The organism is Neobacillus niacini (assembly GCF_048572935.1).
Classification (GTDB): Bacteria; Bacillota; Bacilli; order Bacillales; family Cytobacillaceae; genus Neobacillus; species Neobacillus niacini.
Genome location: NZ_CP183883.1, coordinates 2,366,021 through 2,387,194, shown reverse-complemented (window position 1 = coordinate 2,387,194; position 21,174 = coordinate 2,366,021). Strand labels below are relative to the sequence as shown.

The window sequence follows — 21,174 nt, the reverse complement described above, 5'->3', positions numbered from 1 at the left end:
ATAAGAGAAGGGCTTATTTTTATTAGATGGTTTCCCACACAGCAGAATAGCCTTTAGTTTCTAGTTCCATTTTTACTAGGTTTGCGTGTTGGAAATTTGTTTCTACTACAAATGGACATGCAAAGCCATCTTCTTGTGTTTCATGTGATCTAACTGGATTTATGTAACATTTGAACCCTCTTTTTTGATACTCTTCCACTAACACTTGCGCTTGCCAAAATGCAGTATTCTGAACCGTTACTTTATCTGTGAAATTCACAGGAACTACCTCCATTTCCTTTTTAACATCCGATCGTAAAGTATCCATGCTCTTACCATGTCTTGAAAACCAATGCTTGGGGTCACTATGGTTAGATGCAATACCTCTTTGGAATCCTTCGTAGTGACCAATAATCTCGTTAATTGATAAATTAAAGGTTTTGCAAAGGTAAACACACAACTCAACTGCAAGTTTGTATACAACAGCAAAATAAACTGGATCAGTTAATCCATCCTCACATATTTCAAATCCAATATGAGTATCATTAGATTTTCCACCACCATGCCAACCTCTATAATTCCATGGTAAGGTTTGATAAATTTTTGCATTCCCATTTTTATCTTTACCGATAAAAGCGTGAACACATCTATCTAACCCTATTTGATTCCAGTCATTTTTATTTGTATTCACACCTAAAACACCATCGTCAGGTTGGATGTAACGACTTAATTTAGGATTGTTTGCACCTGTGGAATGTACCATTATTCCTTTTGGAGTAATTTTTCTACCTGCTTTGTAACAATCATTCTTAATTAAGAATTTTTGAGTAATATTTATAGTCATTATTGACCATCCCCTTTTAATACTTTCTTTCCATCTACATAACCTTGACCAAGTACATAAGAAGCAACCATGCTTACAACAGCAAAAACAGTCTCACCATTTAGACCTAACTGAAAATAATCATTTGCAATAACTGTAATGACACCAGCAAGAGTAACTAGGAATTTTCTTGATGATAATTTTGCTTTTAATTTATCCATTTAAATACCTCCCTTGAATACCAATCCCAAAATAGCCATGATAATTGCACCTATAATAATTCTAAGAATCCAAGTTGTATTATTACTAATGGAGTCTAACTTTTTATTTATGTCTTTAATGTTTGATTCAGCAACCGCAACACGAGTTTCCAAACCTGTTACTTTGTCTTCGAGTTTAGAAACACGATTTTCAAGTTGTTCCATTTACATCCCTCCAATAAAAAAAAGGACTGAATTTATCAGCCCTCTAGGGTTAATTGTCCATTTGTTACTCTATAGTTTGGTACGTTTGCAACTACTACATTAACAACCTCTTGTAGATAGAAAAAATATTGATACTGTCTCAAAGGAATAACTCTATCACCTATCAAGCTATCAACAATCTTTCCTTCACTATCAACATCACAAAATAACAAACACATATTATCCCTCCTGCACTAAATATCTGACACTACCGTATGTGTGATATGGATTAACAAGGCTCCACATGCGCCAATACATTACAAGTAAATTTCCAGTAGGCACTCCACAATCAATGAGAATGTCTTTCCTGTAACCTTGATTATCTGACCACCTGTTTTCCACAACTACAGCCGTTGCAATTGACGTTGTTTCATCATCGGTAACAATATCAAAAGCTGCATTTGCCCAGTTTCCGTACTGTTCACCGCCATCTGCATATAAATTACAAATGATTCTTACATATCGGCTATCGTGTTTAAATACAAACCGTTGAATATTTTCAAATCTGTTGTTGGAATTGGTTCTGTAAAATTGTCCCCATTTTTCTACACCTGCAGTTTGAAAGGCGGGTTCTGAACCCTGAATAGATAAGCTATTGCGCAAGATACCATCTTGCACTGACAAGTAACCGTCTGGACGTTCGATTTGTACTGCTCCTTGCTTTGCGTAGAATCCTCTATAATCCATTCGTGCGTATTTGTTTGGATTACTTGTACTTGCTGTGATTCCATCTTGATTAAGGGTTAGAGATGTTGGTAATGGTGCTGACATTCGTAGATCATTTTTAATTCCAGTAGCAGCACTTACAATCGCACTATTAGTATCCTCTACAGAAGGACTCCAAGTTGCAAGTTTATTACCTTCTGCAAACATCATACTTCTAATCCAATATTCCTCTGTTGTACTGATTTGCACTGGATCGTAAATAAACGGTTTGAAAAATGATCCTGTTGGAAAAATAGCCTTTGTCTTAATTTTTATCGCTATGATATGCCATTTGTATGGTTCTAAGGATGTATTAGCACTGATTAATTCATAGGATTCAAGTGCAGCAGATGTTTCACCACTTGTACCTAGCCAAAAATGCAATGGATTGTATTTCGTCACATTGATATTTTTATTAAAATAAACTTCTGCGCTAAAAACATATTCTGTATTTGGTTTAATAAAGTTGACATTAGAACCCATGATACTACCTTTACAATGGAGAATATTTCGCCCGTTATCGGACACAACTTCTAAAACAGTACCACCATTCAACGCCCAATAATCTGTACCAACAAAGTTACCACTGTTTTGCATCATGTTTTTTGATGCTACGATAATTTCCTTGGGATTATAACCATCAGCAAAAGTGGTATCAGCACCGATTTGAATGTTATTAGCTTCAAACTGTCCAATAACTCCAGCAGATGCCACAAACCCTTCACTTGTAAGTGCTTCTTTAAAGGTTTGCCCACCATCACGACTAATCCCAATACCGTTTGAATTGAATAATACTAAAAAGTTTGGATTATTTTTATCCCTTGCGATTATCCCATTTTCAAATGTTAATTCTGTTTCTGCACTTTGTAAGGCTGCCGTTGCCCTCTTTACAGCTTCATCTAAGGCATTAAAAGGGATTCTCCTACTACCGTCCATAATCCCATCTACCGTTTTTTGAGTACGACTAAATTCTTCAAACTGATCAATCATTCTGTTTCTTAAATTAGAAAGGGTTACATCTGTTTTGATAGGGTAGTCACTGTTTTCTGTAAACTCTTCAGTGATATCAATAATTCGGGCTTCCACATCGATTCCCATTGGCTCATAAATCAGGTATGTATCATCACCCTCATTTGGCACATCAAAAGGAAATCCTGCCCTTCGCATGTCTGCAAAATCAATGGTAATAGAAACATCTGGAGTATCCTTTAATTCTGCTATTAATCGTTCATTAAGCCCTTCAAGAGTTGCATAACGCTCATCCCGAACAGGTTTAGCGTGACGAATTCCAAATTTAGCAACATTAGGGGATGTGTATTCTGATTGAACTACATACGTACCATCCTCATTTTGTTTTCCAAAACCTTTAATGTAAGTACTTAGATTGTTTGTATTTACACTTTTATTTAAAGTCTTAATGTTGTAGTTGTACCTAAATTGGAAATCCATTGCATTTCCAATTTTTCGCTTAAAAGTAAAGTGTGTACCATTAAGGGTAAACTCTGATCCATACCTTTTTAATCCTTCTTGAAATAATGATAGACGGTTATCATCACCAAAGTTTTCCCAATCCTGTGCATAAAACGTGTCTACAATATCCCAAGTATAAGGAGTACCAGCGAACACGAATTGAAGGAACATTTGAAAGGTCATTGATTGTGTTCTTACCTCATAAATGTGATCATCAACTAAGTCAAAGAGCGTATTGATTGCCACTACTTCTTTTATGTATGTATTCCCTCTCGGCTTTTCCCTTGCTTGTTTAATTCTGTAAGTATCACCTTTAAACTCAAGTACACTTTCTTCCTGTACCATCTCAATAGAATGTTGGTTTTGTTCAGTAGGCATAATAAGAAAAGAGAGTGTCTTTTCACCACTTACACTTCGATAACGTTTTAAAGGTTTATACCCTGTCAGCATTTCCGTATTTCCTGCAATGTCTGTAATTACTAACAAATTTTCACCGCCCCTCTTTCCCAATAAAAAAAGAGCCAAAATTGGCTCACTGTACGTGGTATCGTTTATGTGCTTGTTTCTTTCTATTTTCTGAAACTTGGCTATAAATCATCGTAGTTGCTGGATTTTCATGTCCCAATAAGGCTTGGATATCTGATAAATCTGCACCATTTTCGCTTGCAAGCGTTGCGAAGGAGTGACGAAACACATGAGGAGTTAATTTCTTTGACAGTTTTGCTCTATCTGCAATTTTATCAACAATCCTCTGAATTGACCGAGTTGTCATTTGATGTTCAGGTTTTCTTTTAGTTACGAATAGATATTCACAATTATCATTTCTACTCTTTAAGTATTTTCTTAAATGGTAAAGGCATTTGAATGACAAATATACAATACGTTCCTTATCACCTTTTCCAATAACTCTTAAACTCATTTCTTGTAGATTTAAGTCTTTAATCTTCATGTCCTTAATCTCTGATAGACGAGCACCAGTTGAATAAAGAGTTTCAACTAAACTTCGCTCCCTGAGTGTTTCGGATGATTCTCTAACAATCTCTAATTCTTCAATTGACAACGATTTTGGCAGACGTTTTGGTTTCTTGGGCGCTTTAATCTTTGCTGATACGTCACGTAGGAGCATTTCTTCCTTTACGAGCCAACCTAAGAAGGTTTTAATTACCGATAATTTACGGTCAACTGTACCAATCTGCCAGTTATTATTGCTTGCAAGGTATTTACGAATATCAGATGTAGTAATTTGGACAACGGCTTTATTTATGTATTTTGCAAACATGTGTAATTCGTGACTGTACCCATCAATTGTCCTCTTGGACAAACCCTCAATAGTCCTTGCGGACAAGAAAATTGAAATTTTTTCTTGTAGGTCATTTTCAATATCTTTCTGTGTTTTTCTTTTGATTTCATAATTACTCAGGACTTCTTCTAAACGTATTTCTAATTTTTGTGCTTCAACATCAGGTGAAATTGTACTCATGACTACAAATAGGTCAGTTGCTAGACGAGTGATATCATTACTCAATATATATTTCCCCCTTTATCAATCGATACGTTAAACGTATTGTTATTTAAAGTATAATGTAATAAACTAAACGTATCAATAACTAAAACGTATCGAAATTAAAATAAGGAGAAAGTCCTATGCAAGTAATAATCAAATTAGACCAAATGTTAACCAAAAATAAAATGTCTCAACACGAACTAGCTAGGTTGACAGGAATAAGGCAACCATCCGTTAATGAGATGTGTAGAAATCAAACTGCTCGACTACCTTTAAAAAATCTTGCTAAAATATGTGAAGTTTTAAATTGTGATATAAGCGATATTTTAGAACTCAAAAAGTAATCCCGACCTTTAGCCAGTCGGGATTTTTCTATGGTCTGCTAAACTATAAGATGTTCATCTTTTTTTCCGATTGCGACTATCTAAAAATACAAACCTTATCCACCCAAGTCGTACCCGCTGCGTTACGATAGAACCCTAAGAAACCGCCCCTGTATTGCTTAGTTAGTGTATAAGTTAACTGTTGTACACCATCTACAAATACAGTTACCAACCCACTAGAAGCGTTTACGGTTACACGGTATTTATGGCTTGCAGTTGATAAGTTTACCGAACCTACTGCTCCAGCATTCGCATAGTTAAGATCAGTGCCTTCATAACAAGCAAGGAATCCACTCGCATCTAAGGAGACAAGAAAACCTCCTCTTTGTTTGCCTGAAGGTCGTTTATTACCAAACAAAACAAATCCATCTTTTATTCCAAACTTTGCTGTTACTTCGACATCTAAATCATAGAGCATTCTACTAGTTGGTATGTCGGTAATAACGTGGGTTTCGTTCCCTGCGCTATTGGTATATTCAAAGTCTTCAAGTACTTTAAATGATTGTCTGGTGCTTGGTGGTGTACCTCCTGAACCGTATTGTCCTGCACCACCACTACCTGATAAATTCCTTCGTACTTTGCGAGTGGGTCTAACTGCTAAGTAATAAACCCCAACCGTTTTCGTTGTATCAACATCTTTTGAAGCAAATTCAATCACATGAAAACCAACACTTAAATTTTCTATAATGATACTTTCTAGATCAATCGGATAATCCGTAAAATTGCTATCGTTTAAGCTGTAGTTTTTAACCACCAGATTATCAACCACCACATCAATACTATTTGAACCGGCAGTGTAAAGGGGATTCGCAACATAAATATCCATTCCCGGTGTATCGACCCATATAGCAATTTTTAAATTTTGAGCAAATCGCCCAACACCGGAACGACTATTAGGGACAATACTGACTGCGTCAACAGTACCATACGCTCGAAAGGCTGGAGAACTTGCAGGAATGATACCTGTACCCTTTATTTTAGCAGCTTGATTATAGATAAAAACACTAGCCATTTGCATTGCTTTATATACATAAAGTGAATCAGATGGGTGCATTCCATCAGGAAGTGCGCTTGCCGCATACTCTGACCATTGAACGTAGTATTGTGTTAAGACATAATTATCTACTAACGGCACATTTAATTCTTGGGCAACTTGTCTCATAATCTCGGCAAACTGTTTGATATTTTCCGCACGAGAAGGATTGCCCATTGAATCATAAGCAGAATCTAGCTGTAAAACAACGTTAGGGGTTTCCAATACAACCGTTTTTCCATATTTTCTAGCAGTACGAACCATAGAACGTAGATTATCTCGGTATTGACTTGCAGTTACTAAACCATCTTTACCATCATTAATTCCATAGTTAATGTAAATGATACTTGCAGTTGTGCTACTCATCCACCCATCCCAAGATGATAAAACATCACTTGTTTTGTGTCCGTTCACTCCTCTATTAATAACAGTAATGTTGTTATTGTTAAAATAAGAACGCAATACAGTTTGCAATGCTACTGGTGCAGGAATGGCTGTTTGTGTACCTAATGGATCAACTCCGCTTGCGTGACCGAAATAGGTACTATCTCCACGACATTCAATTACAACCGCTTCTCCATCTTTCATTTTCTTTGCATAGTTTTGTAAGTTGTTTTGTGATGGTAAATCTATCGTCGTAATTTGCGCCAAAGATGAAGATAAATTATTCAATCGAGCATTAAGATTTACCTCTCCACCTCTAGCCTGAACAACCTCTGGATTACTACTTCCAGCTTCAGCAATCACTTGTTCAAACTGTGTCTTAACAGAGTCAGCAGTGGTTTTTGCTGAGTTAGCCGAACTTAATGCAGTATCTGCCTTTGTTTCTGCAGCTGCTGATTTTGTTAATGCACTATTTGAAGTAGTAACTGCTGCATTAGCTTTCGTTTCCGCAGAGGCAGATTTTGTTTCCGCACTTTGTACCTTTTGATTTACCTCAGTTTTAAATACTTCAATCTGAGAAACTCTTAAAGCAACAGTTTCCTCAGCTTGTGTAGATTTATCTTTGTTTACATTCGCTTGAATATTGACTAAGATGTACCCATTGTTCGGAAACGATTTTACCTTTCCATTAGAAAAAGTTACCTCGAATTCTGCATTGAAAGTACCAGCATATAATGTATCATCTTCAGTTAGGGTGTATTCAACCTCTCCTGTTGAAGCATTGACAATGGTTGCAGGGGCATTACTGATTAATAGTTTTGATGTTCCCATTACAAAACGAACGGTCGCACCTGTCAAGTTAACAGTCGATCCGTCCGCATAAGTCAATTTATAACTAATGGCATCTTTTGTGTCATTACGTTTTAACTGTATTGTCATTTCCATCCTCCTTACTAAATCGTATAGAATCTAAAATCAAAAGTTATTTCAAATGCCCCACTTGTTCCTGTTAATACAAACTCATTCCAACCCGGTGCAAGAGTGATGAGTTTATGATTCGTATTACGAAAAATAGATAATCCACTTTTAGTTGAACGAATCCCATCTAGTACAATGGTGTTTGATGTTGTAGAACTGCCAGTGTAAGACCATTCATCACCAGTTGTTACATTTTTAATTTTTAAGTTTGTTGAATCACCTTTGTATGTAATAACTAACGGAAATTTTCTTGGGTTTACTGTTTCATCACCATCATTTAATATTTCAAATGATGTTGTTGTATGTTTGTACTTAACTATTGGACTTCCACTTACTTGGACAATCTGAGTTTCTAATGAAGTATTAACCGATTCAGCAAGTCCTTTAGCACAAATAAAATCAAGTTCAAATAAACCATGATGTAATATTTGATCAGGCTTGAATGTTGTATTACACTTTACTTCCCATCTTCTATTCGGTTCTCGATCATCAATGAGATAAAAAGATTCTTTAGATAAAAAAATGCGAAATACTTCATTCCGCATTTTTGTGTAATTCATTATGTCATCTGCTGAAAACACAAATTTTCCTGATAAATTTCTGGCACCAATGGTAGTACCTAAATCAAGTACACCATCAGCACCCTCAACTTCCTCATAATGATTCCGATATTCAGGAGAAGAAACAATGAAATCCAAAGTTTTTATTCCTAAATTGTTTAAATCATAAACTGTACCATCTTTGCGAATAACTGTTAGATTCATGATTTCCTCCCCCCATATCTCAATCGGTTGCTAAAATCTGTTGCTTGCATATCATCAATGTGGGGATATATTGCTCTAGCAGCTTCATAACCGTCTACATATACCGGAATTTCAATTGTTGTATTTCCAAATGCTGAACTCTGAGTATTTGTTCTTTCCTCTCTGTAAATGGAATTGCTACTTGTTTTAGCAGCCTCTCTTGCATATCTCATCGATACGTCATGTGGAATAACTTGTGTACCATCTGGTAAATTTACTAATTCACCTCTACCGCCTTCATTGATACGAGCAAAACCACCTGCAAAATCATCTGTTCCACGGGCTAACATTGGGATTTTACCTATACTTACACCCGGTATTTTATTAATAAGGCTGATGGCACTATTAATGCCGCCTATTACACCATTTACAAATCCTTTAACTTGCCCTACAAGTTTAGCGACATTCCCTGAAATGCCACTGAAAATACCACTCACAAACGAGGTTAACCCTGACCAAGCACCCTGTATTGCATTGAATACCCCAGCTATTTTATTAGACACACTGTCCATAATGCTAGATATTGTGCTTCTAATTTTGTTAAATACGCCCGATACAGTAGAAGTCAAACCACTAATGACTGAACCTATTTGGTTAATTGCTGTACCAATAAAAGTAGATACGTTTCTAAATACACCGCTTATTACTGTAAACACTGTGCTAAATATTCCTGTGACCGTAACAATAATAGGTCTTATCACATTAATAATACTTGCTATGATTCCTGCAATAAAAACGATGATAGGGGTTATGACCGCCATTATTGCATTAATAATACCTGCAACAAATGCAACAAGAGGACTGACCACTGATATTATTCCAGCAACCACCTGTACCACTATGGTAATAATACTCATGATAATTGGTAATAACGCTTTTATTACCGCCATAATAGCACCAATAATTGCAATAAATGCAGGTGCTACCGTTTGAACAATATTCATAAACGCAGCAATAACACTTTGTATAACAGGTAACAACGCACTAATTAAAACGCCAACCAATGGTACGACTTGAGCAATAATATCAGCAAAAATCATTACTATTTCCATAATAATTGGCACAAGTTGATTAAACAGAGAAATTAATACGGGTAAGACTACATTAATAATTCCCATAAACGTCATGCCCACTTGCATTACAATTGGGATTAGTGTAGATAGAGTTTGCATTAAGATTGGTATTACAGCACTTGCTAATTGACCAATAGCTGTCCCTATTGTTGCCACCACTGGAATGATCATCGTTGCGATTTGTTGAAAGGCAGATGTAATCTGTGGTGCAAAGTTTTGAAATAGCGTAATGATTATTTTAACTATTGGGTTTAATCCAGTTAAAATAGATATCAGTTGAATGACAAATCCACTACCAGCCCCTCCTGCAGATTGGAACCCACTAATTAGGCTTGAGAAGAATGTTGTAAAAATTGGTATGATTGTCTGAATAATTCCCCAAATGGTTTGGAATACAGAACCTATTTGTGAACCTAATGAACTTAATGTACTTACTATTGTGGGAATAGCTTGTGTAAATGCGTTTATAAGAGAACTAGCAACACTTGATAATATTGGTTCAATAGTTGTCCAAAATCCTTGGAGAATTGGAATAACTGTTTGAATAACACCTAATATTTTTTCTTTGATCTGATTAAACACTGAAATGGTATTACTTTTAAAGGATTCATTTGTTGCCATCTGATACCCAAAAATAGCACTCAAGGCAACAAAAGCAGCGATTATTAACCCAATAGGACTAATTAAGAAACCTATCGCTGACACAAGACCACCAATTCCCATAGTCATAATTCCTAAAATAGTTAATAAGGGACCCGAAACAGCAACAATTCCTGTTACCATTGCAATCATTTTCTTAGTCCCATCATCTAAACCATTAAATTTTTCTACAATACTTGTTGTCCATTTTGCTATTTTAGTAATTAAAGGGGTTAATTGACTCATAACGGATATTGTCGCTGATTCAATTGCACCACTTAAATTGTCTAATGCTCCACCAATACCTGCTTTCATTTGTGCCGCCGCTTCTGCTGAAGCACCTGATGAGTTTTCAAGTTCTTTAGTTAATCCTTGTAATCCTTCTTGTCCAGCACCTAAAAGGATGAGCATTCCACTTGCTGCTTCTGTACCAAAGATAGTTGATAGAGTAGCAAGCTTTTGTGTTTCTGTCATACCTTGCATAGATGTACTTAACTCGCCTACAATTTGATTCAGAGGTTTAAAGTTTCCTTTAGCGTCAATCGCACTGAATCCCAAACTAGCCATAGCACCTGTTGCTTCTTTAGTTGGGGCAGCTAGTCTATTAAAAGCCATTCGTAATGTAGTTCCTGCTGATGATCCATCCATACCAGCGTTTGCCATTATACCTGTTGCAGCTGATAATTCTTCAATGCTTATTCCTAGATTTGATGCTGCTGGAGCTGCATATTTTAATGCGTATCCCATATCACTAATACCAGCAGCAGTTTTATTTGCAGTCATTGCTAATATGTCAGCAACTTTTCCTGATTGATCCGCTTTTAATCCAAAACCATTCAAGGCACTTGCTACAACATCAGCCGTTAATGCTAAATCCTCACCTGAAGCCTCAGCAGCAGAGATAACACCCGGCATAGCAGCAATAACCTGATTCGCATCAAAACCTTTTGCCGCCATTTCGCTCATAGCTGTTGCTACTTCACTACCTGATAAAGATGTACTTGCACCTAAATCAAGAGCCGCTTGTGTCATACTATCAAGTTCAGAAGCACTTGCACCTGCAATGGCACCTGCTTTACGCATAGCACTGTCAAAATCAGCTGTTGTTTTAATTGCAGCAATAAAAGGTAAAGTAACGCCAGCTGTGATTCCTGCTCCAGCAATTGCTGTTTTTTGTCCAAAAGCGCTAATTTTTTCTCCAGCCGCTTTTGTTCTATTCGATAAATCATTTAGTGTTTCGTTTGCGCTTTGAAATGCCTTCGTAAAACCACTTGCATCCCCCGTTATCTTTGCGCTTAATGTGTAGTCTGCCATTTCTTTACTCCTTTCCCTTAGGGATAGGCTTTTTCATTCCATTTGCCTTGTAGACCAAATCAACCCAACCTTTTCCGTTGGTTTTTTCTATTTCCAAAATATTTTTAACTGCATTTTGGTTGTATTCTTTATCTGCTTTATTATTTTTTGGAAACAATTCAATGAATCTTTTATTCTTTTTTCTGTTAATGTTTGCTTCAGCGTTTAACACTGCATTCCGTAACCATGTGGTATCAGACATAAATTTATTTTCATGCTCTTTTCGGATGAACATCTTTTCTTTTTCAGTTAACATGTCAAATTCAGTTCGAGACATTCCAATTTGAACAACAAAAAAAGCTAGATCCCTTTCATAAGAAAAGTCCCTAGCTAATGCTGCTATTTTTATATCTTGGGGAGTAGGTTCGTAATTTTTCGCTAGATTACTCTCAACGAGTTCTAGCGGAACATAAAACCCAAGTCATCTTGCAGTTTCTCCACAATTGCCATATTTACGGAAATAAGTCCGTTTTCTTCTACCACTTTTTCAAACATTTCAGCAGCAGTTTTTTGTTTTACAACATCATTGGTCGCTTCTTCAACCAAAGCTAAAGAAAATAAAGCTTCTAATGTCGCATATGGCATAATACCATTATTTTTTGTAACTTCACCTACAATACTTGATTTTGTTACTAATTCAATGGTTTTGACCTTTTTTGTATTGTATTTCAACGTGTATGTAATTCCATCTACTTCAAACATTAATAATTCCATCTCCTATTCAATTAAACTTGTGGTGTAATCGCTACGTCTTCTAAATCCACTAATGCTCCTGTACCAGTCAATGAGATAGTATAAGTTACTGCATCATCATAAGGCGCTTCAATTGGATAACTTGTTAATAAAGCCAATCCACCGAACATTTCAGTCTTTTCCTTTTGATTAGTAACTTTAATAAGGATTGGCTCATCACCATCAAAAACAGATTTTAAAAGTTTATGAGATTCATGGTCACGAACATAAACACCATCGTTATCAATTGACCATGATTTCATACCGACAATATTTTCTTTCCATCCACCTAAAGTATCTTTTGATGTAACCTCAATTGTATCTTTGTCACGATTAATCGTAAGACCTTGTTGACCTGCTACCGCTAAAAGATTTAATCCTGTTTTATCCCATAAAGATAAGAGAATATCTTTACCTGCAATTGCTTTATTTAATTTCCCTGATAATTCTGTATATAATTCTTGACTCATTTTGTCTGCCTCCTATATTTTCATTTTATAACCATAAAAAATGGTGAAATCATAACCAATAATGGCATGTTTTGAACCGTCTGCTTCATCCATAATCTGTTGTACACCCGTAGGAGTCTGCATTATAACCTCATATTCTTCAGCCAACTCAATAACTTCTGACATTGCTTCTTCAAGTTTTTGAATGGCATCGAATATTTTCATTGATCCGTCGGTACCATCCGCAAAAACATGAATAAATATTTGATATCGTTCTTTTAACAAAGTCTTACTTGGGTCTGGTATTTGTCCTACCATTTCTGCATGATAAAAAGGCATAGGAGCATTTAACGGTACGCTATCGTAACAACGTAAACCCGTATTATCCTGTACCTTTTTGATTACGGCAGATAGTACCGTTGTAAATGATAACTTTTTAATCACCTTTAATTACTCCTTTATTTTGTCTTTTAAATCTTGCTTATAAATTGGAAGTTGTGTATCTACATTTCTTTTTAAATAATATTGTCCCGGTACATAACCGCCATTTCTTGTACGATGACCATATTCAACGTGTGGTGCGTAATGCTTGATATATCCTGTTTCATCGCCACGATATTGCATAGACATTCTTAATTCTGCTGTATCAACAGGAGTTCCACCTGATTGCTGAGAACGAGTGTAAATATCACGGATATTCTTTTTAGCAACAGCTTCAAAATCAGCAACACTTTTTTCTAACAATTTTTGTGCTAATTTGTCAGTACCAATCCATTCAAATTTCATGGGTTTTCACTCCCATAGCGATTCACGATTAAAATCCTCCAACGGGAAGTATCATCGCCCTTGATTTCGTTGATATTATGATATTTACCATCAAATTTAATTTTTTCAGAAATTAATAAATCAGATTTAAGAGCCTTGGTGATAATTTTACGATTTTCTACCGTTACACTCCGATTATTGGCAGCAAAAGATATATTATCTGCTGATAATTCTTTGTTAGTCCAACTAGAAAACATTCCTTCTGATTCTTTAAACAAATCCAATTTAGAAATGGAGTTTCCTAATTCATCAATACCTATTTGTTTCTTAGCATATAAATAGAGGGGTTGAAAGATCATAAGAACCTCAACACCCCTCTATTTACGTTAGCTGATTTTTCCTTCATCGCTATATATCTTGCAAAGTCTGTCTCATACTCTTTTAAAATATCGTCAACAAAGGAAACACTGAATGTATCGACATTTTCTTGTTTGATACCATGATGAAACGACTTATTATGCAACGCACATATAACTTCTACCGCTATAGATTCTAATTCCTTTGGAAACTCAGATACACCTAATCGCAAATTAATACGGTCAATTGCAGTTGTTTCCAACTCGTCCAGTAAATCAGGATTAATGTCTGGTTTACGGACTAAAACTCTATTTCTGATAACCATGGTTATTCACCACTTTTCTTTTCGTTTGCTCTCTTTTTACCAGAAACTTCTTTGATAAAAATCGTTTTCTCCTTGTTTTCATCATTCGATAACAATTCAATTCGTTCTTTAGAGGGCTTAACGCCTGTACGAGGATAAGATTGCCCTACCTCATACAAGCGATTACCATCCTCTTTATCAAAGAAGCTATTGACTACTTTATAAGCCATTTAGCTTCATCCTTTCTTATACTTGTGGAGCGATTGTTACTTTTACTACACCGTCAAGACGTTCAGCAAATAATTTAACACCAGATAATGCTACAGTCTCAGCAGTTAAATTTTTCTTTTCAATATCGTGAGTTACACCGATTAAACCAAGTTCTTCAGTTGTAAAGTCAAACGCTTTACCAATTTCTCCACCAGTAAGTTGAACGTATGCAAGCACAATATTTTCTGGTGCAGTAGCATAAACGGTACCTTTTGGAACAGATGAGTTAATAATTACTGTATCCACTCCTGCAAAGTTTTGAACATACTGTAAACCAAATGCAGTTTGAACAGATAACTCAGCCTTTGCTAAATGATCTGCGATATCTAGAGGGTTAACAAATGCAACAGTTTGTGCAGCGTCATCTTCGAATAGTACTTGTACTTTACCCCACGCCTGAGCAAACGCACCTTGTAAATTTTCCGCTGAAGCTGTACCAGTACCAGTTCCTAAGAAAGTAAAGAAATCAGTACGTACACCCTTTTGAATTTCACGAAGTAATTTTTCGTCTGATTCAATAATTGCTTGATCATAACCGTGTCTTTGAATAGCTTCTACTGAAGCAGCTTTACGATATTTTTTAAATGCTAATTCGATAACTCCTGCTTGTTCAGTAGTAACTTTAGAAAGTGGAATAGTTTCACCTTCGCCAACTGCATTATCAGCAGCCATAGTTACAGTAGATGTATAAGTTTTGATTGTCATACCATTTGCAACAGGCATTTTACGAGTTACACCTAATGCCTCAATTAGTTTTGATAAGTTTGAACCGAATCGTTCAACAAAGTCGATAGATTGTGCTTTTGCAAAGTCACCTTTTACTTGTAAGTTTGTTTCTGCCATTATAAATTCCTCCTATTGGAACAAGTGAATGTTCTCTTTAATTAGTTTTTGACGTTTAATTGCGTCCTTTTCTTCCATAATTTGTTGCTTAGTGATTGTTTTGTTATTGGTTGTTACTTTTGGTGGTTTTCCAGCTAATGCCTTTTTAACCCCTTCTTCAACTTTTGCATTAATTAAAGTTACAAAAGAGTTAACAGCCGCTTGTGTGTCCTCTGCTGTTTCTTTTACAACAAAGGCAAGTAAATCATCGTCTACACTGATTTCATTTTCAGAAAGCATTTTTGAAGCTTCTTTTGATAATGAATAGAATGATTCTTTCTTCTTATACTCAGCTAATTCTTTTTGTAATTTTTCAAATTCAAATTGTTTCTTTTCTTCCTCATTCATTTTTGCTAACTTTTCAGCTTCAGCAACAGCCTTTTCCGCTGCTTTCTTTTCACGAGATACCCTTTGTTTAATAATCTCCTCTAATTCTTCCTGCGTGTATGTTTTAGCAGGTGGTTCTGGTGTTGGTTCAGGATTAAGATTAGGATTAGGTTCTGGGTCAGGTGTAGGCTCTAGATCAGCAAAAATTTGTAAATCTAAAGGTAATAAAAATTTATTTGATTCCATAATAATTTCCCTCTCTTTATAGCCTTGGTGGGCTTTATACTCATGCAGTTTATAACGTCACCAGCACGGTTATGGACAAAATAAAAAGCCTTAGCAATAAACTAGGACTCTACTTCTAATCGTTTTCAATTGGAATCGCAGTCGACCTGCAGAAAGCATGAAACGGTGGATAATTAGTGCCTGATTTTGCATCTTTAAATTCAAATTGTTCGCCATTCAATCTTTTACAGATATTACTAGTTCGTCTATCCATTACTGCCGATATCTCGTATCTTTTTACTCCAGCATCCATAAAAGCCTGTTTATTACCTTGATTCATTACAAATGCAGTTTCTGTAACAACAAGTCTTTTTGCACAGAATTCACCAACACCTGTACGATGTCTTAACACCTTAATCATTTGCCTATAATCATCGCCACGGATAATACCGTCACGAATTTCATTATTTAAAGTATTAATTAATGTTGACTTATTTCCCCAAAGTCGACTTGAAAAATTACCACCATTTGTCCACGTTTCAGCCAGAGTTAGTTGCATAGCATAACTGTTCACACTAAAGAAAGATGGGGCATTTTGTAATCCATTCATTGAGGAAAGATAACCATTTTCGTATGCTTGTTGTAATAATTTTTCTAAGCCTTCTTGTTCAAAGGCTCCTAGTTCAACCATTCTCAATCGAATTGACAATTGTAAACCTTCTAGCCTATTTAGTTTATAAATACTTTCACGGACAGGTAATAAATTAGAATACTGTGGATATCTTCTGATAAAATCCTCATAGTTTTTGTACAATAGATCACGTTCTGAAGTAGATAAGGATTGTACTAATTTACGATATTCAATAACATCATCTTTACCGTATTTTGTATAATAACTTCCAATATCCTTTTTAATATCTTCTTCCATTCTGTGATATTCCTTGATCATTTTCTTGATGAATTTATCATTCTGTTTATCCTGAGAAGCGTACAATTGCTCCATTCTACTTTCCCAATAAGTTTTTTTATCTTGATCATTCATTAAATATCACCTGTTACGAAATCTCCATTTTCATCTGTAGAATAATCATTTGCTTCATTTTCAGCCCTCATACGCTCTAATTCTTGCTTAGGATTATCAACAAATGACAATACACTTAATTGAGTTTCTTTGGATACAACACCTTCTAATGATCCAGCAACATTTGCTTCATCAGCAATATTACGAGGAATGTTACGAACGAATGAATAGTTTAAATTTCGCCATTCGTCTTTCTTAGAAGCTTCCATATTAGTTGGTAAATTAAAGACCATTTTATTTCGTCTGTTCATACCACTAACAAACTTTCTTTCTTTCATAGAAGCAAGGTTTTTCATTGGTTGAAGTTTAAATTCTAAAGCTACCCCTGAAGCATTACCAAATGATTCATCGTTTATATTGGCAACCATACTCATTTGATAAATTAAACGTTCTAATCGGTCTAATAAGTGTTCTTGACTTGCATCTCCATTTGGCTTTTCCATAAACTCGACAATTAATTTCGCAACATCATCACTGCCATATAGATTTATAATTCTATTATCACGAATCTTATTGAGAGTTGTCTCATCTAATTCCATGCCAAGTAATTTTAGATAGGCATCGGCAAAATAATCAACATCATTTGCTTTCTCAGAGATTGCTTTATCATAAGCATTGATAAGACTTTCGACTGATTCAAATACACTTAATCGTTCTTCATTTTCTATGTATTCAATGACAGGTACATCACCATAATAATGAGGTTTATTATCAGAAAGAATCAATCCGTCTTTACCCTCTGAAATTGTTACTTCTTCAGCAGATGTAAATAGTTGCCCTCTAATACCGTTATCGGTTTTTTGATATCTAACTGCAAACAAAGGTTTTTGTGCAATAGTATCATCATAGACAATAAACATATCCAATGGATTATTGTAAGTGCAGCATGTTTCAGATAATTCATTTTGATAAAGTAATTCAAAACCATGTCCGTAAATGGAAGTTATTTTAGATAATTCCGCTTGGTTATCGTCCATATCATTCCGTTTTAAAAAGTTGTCAACACGTTCATTTACGCTTTGATCGTCATGAGATACTTTAATAGGAATTCCAATAAAATAACCATTAAATATATCAGTGATATATTTAGCATAATTAACGACTAACCTATTATCAGGCTTATAACTATCTTTTGCTTCTCGGTTAAGAATGGGTGCTTTATTTTCGTATAAATTTTTCAATCTGTTGTAACGAGGTAATTCTGCTTGATGTAGTTTAATAAATTCATTTACTACCTCAGCAGTTATTTCTTGCTCTGCTGGATGGATAAATAATGGCAATTCTTACAACCCCCCTTTAAATAATTTGATTGATGCTTGTTTGTTCTCAATCATTTCAACGATTCCAGTTAAAGCATCAGCAGCATCATCATTTTTATTTTTCTTATCTTTTTGATATGTGGTAATAGCCTTATAGAATTCTTTCCATTTGATATTCCAATCATGAGGAAAGTAAACATGTTTCATTACAAAATGTGAGTTAGATAGGATACGTGCTTTCTTGTTTTTAGATTGATGGAACCAATCAACAACAGGTTTACGTGTCTTATGATTTTCCCATAATAAACGTTCTACATTTCGAGCATACCCTCGTCCACCATTGTTAGATTCAAACTTTGCATAATCCACTTTATTATCAACTAATAATTTGGCTGTGCTAGGTTCGGTTATTTCCATACCATCTTTTGTATAGTAAACATCTAAAATATAAACTTCACCTTTTCTAACACCTGCTACAATGGAACACAAATAGTCACTCCCTAAGTCTGCTGTATCTGTGTAGTCTATAATCTGTTCAAAGTCTGGATTACCTTTACTATCTGTTGGGATAACATCATAAGTTTGTAAATCCTTATATAATGAACCTTTAACATCAATCGGTTCTTGATGATAGTTACTCATAAATGCTAATGGATCAGTATTTCTTTTTAAATAAAAATAACGTTCCTTTGATAGAACGTCTTCACATAACATCGTATCTGTTTTCTCATCATAAGCTTCCATTTTAAGTATGTACCACTGGTCAGCATCTTCAGTTTGCAATATCTTTCCACATGGATCATCGTTTGCCCATCTAGTCATATTCATTATTTCAATTGCATTAGATTCTGCACGTGAAATAAATGTACCAGTGTACCATTTCCATATCTTCTCTAATGCATCGTCATTTGTAGCAACCTCTATATCCTTTACTAAGTCATCACAGATAAGAATATTAGCACCCTTACCTGTTACCCCTCCACCAATACCAACACCCTTATAACTAAAGAATGAGCCTTCTAGTGCCCATGTTTGAACACTTGCGTTACCATCTTTAATGCGAGTATTAGGAAATACATCAGCAAAAATAATATCAGTAGGTATATTCTTAGTTTCTTTTATTCCATCACGACAATAACGGGAAAAGTCCGTTGCCATATCATCATTATAGGAAGCTGTGATAATCTTATTTTTGTTATCATTACCAAGCAGCCATTTTGTAAAATTGACTAATGTACGTGATTTACCGTGTCTTGGTGGAATATTCATCATTAGTTTTTTATAAGGTTTATTTGAGTTAGGATTGATTAATGTACCATCATATAATCCTTGTAGAGTGTCGCAAATTTCTTTTAGATATAATCGGTCATCTTTATAGAAATCAGGCTCTAACACCTTACAGAATTCCCAAAATGATTTCCTAGCCTGTCTTAGTTTTAATTCTCTTTCAAGGGCAAGTTGCTGCTTTATTAATTCAACTTCTATTGATTCCACCTCCCCCATTCCAATAAAAAAAGACTGTCACTTAGTTGTGATCAGCCTTTAACTTTCTCTTATTAATTTCTTTGTACAGTTTACCTTGTGATATTCCTACCTGCTCAATTATCTCTTTGATACTGTAATCACCACTATCATACATCCTCATCGCTACACTTACTTTATCGTTATCCATTTTAGGTCTACCAAGCTGCTTACCTCGTTTCTTGGCACTCTGTAGACCTTCTTTCACACGTTCAGCTATCATGTTTCTTTCCAATTCAGCAATAACACACATCATTTGAAACATTGCTTTACCAGTCGGAGTAGATGTGTCCATGTTCTCTTTGAGGCTAACAAATGTAACACCCATATTCCCTAACTCTTCAACAATATTAAGTATGTCTAATGTTTTCCTACCTAGACGAGATATAGATTCAACAATAACTGTGTCACCATCCCTAACAACATCAAGAAGGTTATTTAATCCTTCTCTATCCTTTTTAGTTCCAGTAATTTTCTCAGTTATTAACTTGTCATATCCATATTTCTCTAACGCTTCAAGCTGTCTATCTAAATATTGATCCTGAGTAGATACACGAGCATATGCAATTTTCATAATTAACACTCCCTGTATTGGTTGTTAATTCCATTATAATACAGGGGATAATTAATGTAAATATTTTGTGTAATATTAAATGTAATAATTTTATGTAATATACCAACATTGATTTAATAGGCTTTTAATAGCTTGAATACTTAGGTTTAAAAATTACATTTAACGAATGTTTTATGTAACGATAAAATAAACATTTCATTATGCTTGTTTTTGGAATTTCTTTTGTTCTTCATACATTTTTAAAATCTCATCATCAGACATTTGATCAAATGGATTAGTATTTTGAGTTGTAACAATCTGCTTATCAGTGAACATTGCTTTATGCTGCCCTAATAATTTCAAGGCTTGCAACTTTTCACCGTTAGTCGCTTTTTCATCTTCAGCAATAGCAAGTATTTTTTCAAGGATACTTTCAACTGTGATTAATGAAGCCATTTCAAATTCCTTCTCTTTTGCTTGAATTGCTTTTCTAATCTTAGGTAACTTTAGTATCTGACTCGCTTGACTATCTGCACTTTTTTCACTATAACCTGCTGATATTGCTGCATTTCTGCCGTTTCCATGCTTCAAATACTCATTCACAAATTTACGCTGTTGGAACGTCAATTCATCACGTTTACTCTTTTCGGCTCTAGGCATTACTCCACCTCCTTTAGGACTGATTTAATGAGTTATGTATATTTAACCTATCCAAAATGTAACAAGCAAACTAACCATACTAGCAATCGCTAATGAAACACTTTTCAATCTGAACTCTTCACTTTCCTTATTAGCAACAGTCATTACACCACTAAAAAACAAAACAACAAATAACAATATTTGAAACGTAATTAACAT

At 35.0% G+C, this 21,174-nt stretch carries 26 protein-coding genes; 1 reads left to right on the top strand and 25 read right to left on the bottom strand.

Annotation, left to right across the window (positions count from 1 at the left end; genetic code table 11):
• Positions 1–22 precede the first annotated feature (22 nt).
• Genes ACN6MT_RS11420 through xerA form a run of 6 tightly spaced genes read right to left on the bottom strand, consistent with a single transcriptional unit; the run spans position 23 to position 4,966 of the window.
• Positions 23–823 (bottom strand): N-acetylmuramoyl-L-alanine amidase family protein, encoded by an 801-nt coding sequence (locus ACN6MT_RS11420; RefSeq protein ID WP_419955951.1) that lies wholly within the window; start codon positions 821–823, stop codon positions 23–25.
• On the bottom strand, positions 823–1,023 hold the full coding sequence (locus tag ACN6MT_RS11415; RefSeq protein ID WP_419955950.1) for a hypothetical protein: 201 nt from the start codon (positions 1,021–1,023) through the stop codon (positions 823–825). The genes ACN6MT_RS11420 and ACN6MT_RS11415 overlap by 1 nt, the downstream gene beginning before the upstream one ends.
• Complete coding sequence (locus tag ACN6MT_RS11410) at positions 1,024–1,227, bottom strand: hemolysin XhlA family protein (RefSeq protein WP_419955949.1); 204 nt, start codon at positions 1,225–1,227, stop codon at positions 1,024–1,026. It abuts the gene before it with no gap.
• Positions 1,228–1,262: 35 nt separating this feature from the next.
• Complete coding sequence (locus ACN6MT_RS11405) at positions 1,263–1,445, bottom strand: hypothetical protein (protein WP_419955948.1); 183 nt, start codon at positions 1,443–1,445, stop codon at positions 1,263–1,265.
• Between the two features lies 1 nt (position 1,446).
• The gene (locus ACN6MT_RS11400; RefSeq protein ID WP_419955947.1) at positions 1,447–3,927 is read right to left on the bottom strand and encodes a phage tail protein; all 2,481 of its coding nucleotides are present in this window, start codon (positions 3,925–3,927) and stop codon (positions 1,447–1,449) included.
• Between the two features lie 46 nt (positions 3,928–3,973).
• On the bottom strand, positions 3,974–4,966 hold the full coding sequence (xerA, locus tag ACN6MT_RS11395; RefSeq protein WP_419955946.1) for a site-specific tyrosine recombinase/integron integrase: 993 nt from the start codon (positions 4,964–4,966) through the stop codon (positions 3,974–3,976).
• A 119-nt stretch (positions 4,967–5,085) separates the two neighbouring features.
• Between xerA and ACN6MT_RS11390 the strand changes: the two genes are divergently transcribed.
• The gene (locus tag ACN6MT_RS11390) at positions 5,086–5,289 is read left to right on the top strand and encodes a helix-turn-helix domain-containing protein (protein ID WP_419955945.1); all 204 of its coding nucleotides are present in this window, start codon (positions 5,086–5,088) and stop codon (positions 5,287–5,289) included.
• A 76-nt stretch (positions 5,290–5,365) separates the two neighbouring features.
• On the opposite strand, the gene ACN6MT_RS11385 is transcribed toward ACN6MT_RS11390, so the two are convergent.
• The 19 genes from ACN6MT_RS11385 to ACN6MT_RS11295 form a co-directional block, all read right to left on the bottom strand.
• On the bottom strand, positions 5,366–7,684 hold the full coding sequence (locus ACN6MT_RS11385; RefSeq protein WP_419955944.1) for a GDSL-type esterase/lipase family protein: 2,319 nt from the start codon (positions 7,682–7,684) through the stop codon (positions 5,366–5,368).
• Between the two features lie 14 nt (positions 7,685–7,698).
• A complete protein-coding gene (locus tag ACN6MT_RS11380; protein ID WP_419955943.1) occupies positions 7,699–8,487 on the bottom strand; it encodes a phage tail family protein in 789 nt (262 codons plus the stop codon).
• The gene (locus ACN6MT_RS11375) at positions 8,484–11,552 is read right to left on the bottom strand and encodes a phage tail tape measure protein (protein WP_419955942.1); all 3,069 of its coding nucleotides are present in this window, start codon (positions 11,550–11,552) and stop codon (positions 8,484–8,486) included. The genes ACN6MT_RS11380 and ACN6MT_RS11375 overlap by 4 nt, the downstream gene beginning before the upstream one ends.
• Before the next feature lie 4 nt (positions 11,553–11,556).
• Positions 11,557–11,868, bottom strand: a complete 312-nt coding sequence (locus tag ACN6MT_RS11370; protein WP_419955941.1) for a phenylalanine racemase — start codon at positions 11,866–11,868, stop codon at positions 11,557–11,559.
• Positions 11,869–11,990: 122 nt separating this feature from the next.
• Entirely contained in the window at positions 11,991–12,293 is a 303-nt protein-coding gene (locus tag ACN6MT_RS11365) for a segregation and condensation protein B (protein ID WP_419955940.1), read from the bottom strand.
• A 23-nt stretch (positions 12,294–12,316) separates the two neighbouring features.
• On the bottom strand, positions 12,317–12,793 hold the full coding sequence (locus ACN6MT_RS11360) for a phage major tail protein, TP901-1 family (protein WP_419955939.1): 477 nt from the start codon (positions 12,791–12,793) through the stop codon (positions 12,317–12,319).
• A 12-nt stretch (positions 12,794–12,805) separates the two neighbouring features.
• Positions 12,806–13,216 carry a DUF5072 family protein gene (locus ACN6MT_RS11355; RefSeq protein WP_419955938.1) on the bottom strand — a complete coding sequence of 137 codons (411 nt, stop codon included), beginning with the start codon at positions 13,214–13,216 and terminating at the stop codon, positions 12,806–12,808.
• 6 nt (positions 13,217–13,222) lie between these two features.
• The gene (locus tag ACN6MT_RS11350) at positions 13,223–13,558 is read right to left on the bottom strand and encodes a hypothetical protein (RefSeq protein ID WP_419955937.1); all 336 of its coding nucleotides are present in this window, start codon (positions 13,556–13,558) and stop codon (positions 13,223–13,225) included.
• The gene (locus ACN6MT_RS11345) at positions 13,555–13,896 is read right to left on the bottom strand and encodes a hypothetical protein (RefSeq protein WP_419955936.1); all 342 of its coding nucleotides are present in this window, start codon (positions 13,894–13,896) and stop codon (positions 13,555–13,557) included. Before ACN6MT_RS11345 ends, ACN6MT_RS11350 begins: the two co-directional genes overlap by 4 nt.
• Positions 13,893–14,219 (bottom strand): phage head-tail connector protein, encoded by a 327-nt coding sequence (locus ACN6MT_RS11340; protein WP_419955935.1) that lies wholly within the window; start codon positions 14,217–14,219, stop codon positions 13,893–13,895. The genes ACN6MT_RS11345 and ACN6MT_RS11340 overlap by 4 nt, the downstream gene beginning before the upstream one ends.
• A gap of 2 nt (positions 14,220–14,221) precedes the next feature.
• The gene (locus ACN6MT_RS11335; RefSeq protein ID WP_419955934.1) at positions 14,222–14,428 is read right to left on the bottom strand and encodes a hypothetical protein; all 207 of its coding nucleotides are present in this window, start codon (positions 14,426–14,428) and stop codon (positions 14,222–14,224) included.
• Between the two features lie 16 nt (positions 14,429–14,444).
• On the bottom strand, positions 14,445–15,311 hold the full coding sequence (locus ACN6MT_RS11330; RefSeq protein ID WP_419955933.1) for a hypothetical protein: 867 nt from the start codon (positions 15,309–15,311) through the stop codon (positions 14,445–14,447).
• A gap of 12 nt (positions 15,312–15,323) precedes the next feature.
• The gene (locus ACN6MT_RS11325) at positions 15,324–15,923 is read right to left on the bottom strand and encodes a capsid assembly scaffolding protein Gp46 family protein (RefSeq protein WP_419955932.1); all 600 of its coding nucleotides are present in this window, start codon (positions 15,921–15,923) and stop codon (positions 15,324–15,326) included.
• A gap of 115 nt (positions 15,924–16,038) precedes the next feature.
• On the bottom strand, positions 16,039–16,944 hold the full coding sequence (locus tag ACN6MT_RS11320) for a minor capsid protein (protein ID WP_419955931.1): 906 nt from the start codon (positions 16,942–16,944) through the stop codon (positions 16,039–16,041).
• Positions 16,944–18,263, bottom strand: a complete 1,320-nt coding sequence (locus ACN6MT_RS11315) for a phage portal protein (RefSeq protein ID WP_419955930.1) — start codon at positions 18,261–18,263, stop codon at positions 16,944–16,946. Before ACN6MT_RS11315 ends, ACN6MT_RS11320 begins: the two co-directional genes overlap by 1 nt.
• A gap of 3 nt (positions 18,264–18,266) precedes the next feature.
• On the bottom strand, positions 18,267–19,736 hold the full coding sequence (gene terL / locus ACN6MT_RS11310) for a phage terminase large subunit (protein WP_419955929.1): 1,470 nt from the start codon (positions 19,734–19,736) through the stop codon (positions 18,267–18,269).
• Positions 19,737–19,767: 31 nt separating this feature from the next.
• On the bottom strand, positions 19,768–20,337 hold the full coding sequence (locus tag ACN6MT_RS11305) for a recombinase family protein (protein WP_419955928.1): 570 nt from the start codon (positions 20,335–20,337) through the stop codon (positions 19,768–19,770).
• A 198-nt stretch (positions 20,338–20,535) separates the two neighbouring features.
• Positions 20,536–20,976: a terminase small subunit gene (locus ACN6MT_RS11300; protein WP_419955927.1), complete on the bottom strand. Its 441-nt coding sequence runs from the start codon at positions 20,974–20,976 to the stop codon at positions 20,536–20,538.
• Positions 20,977–21,018: 42 nt separating this feature from the next.
• The gene (locus ACN6MT_RS11295; protein ID WP_419955926.1) at positions 21,019–21,174 is read right to left on the bottom strand and encodes a hypothetical protein; all 156 of its coding nucleotides are present in this window, start codon (positions 21,172–21,174) and stop codon (positions 21,019–21,021) included.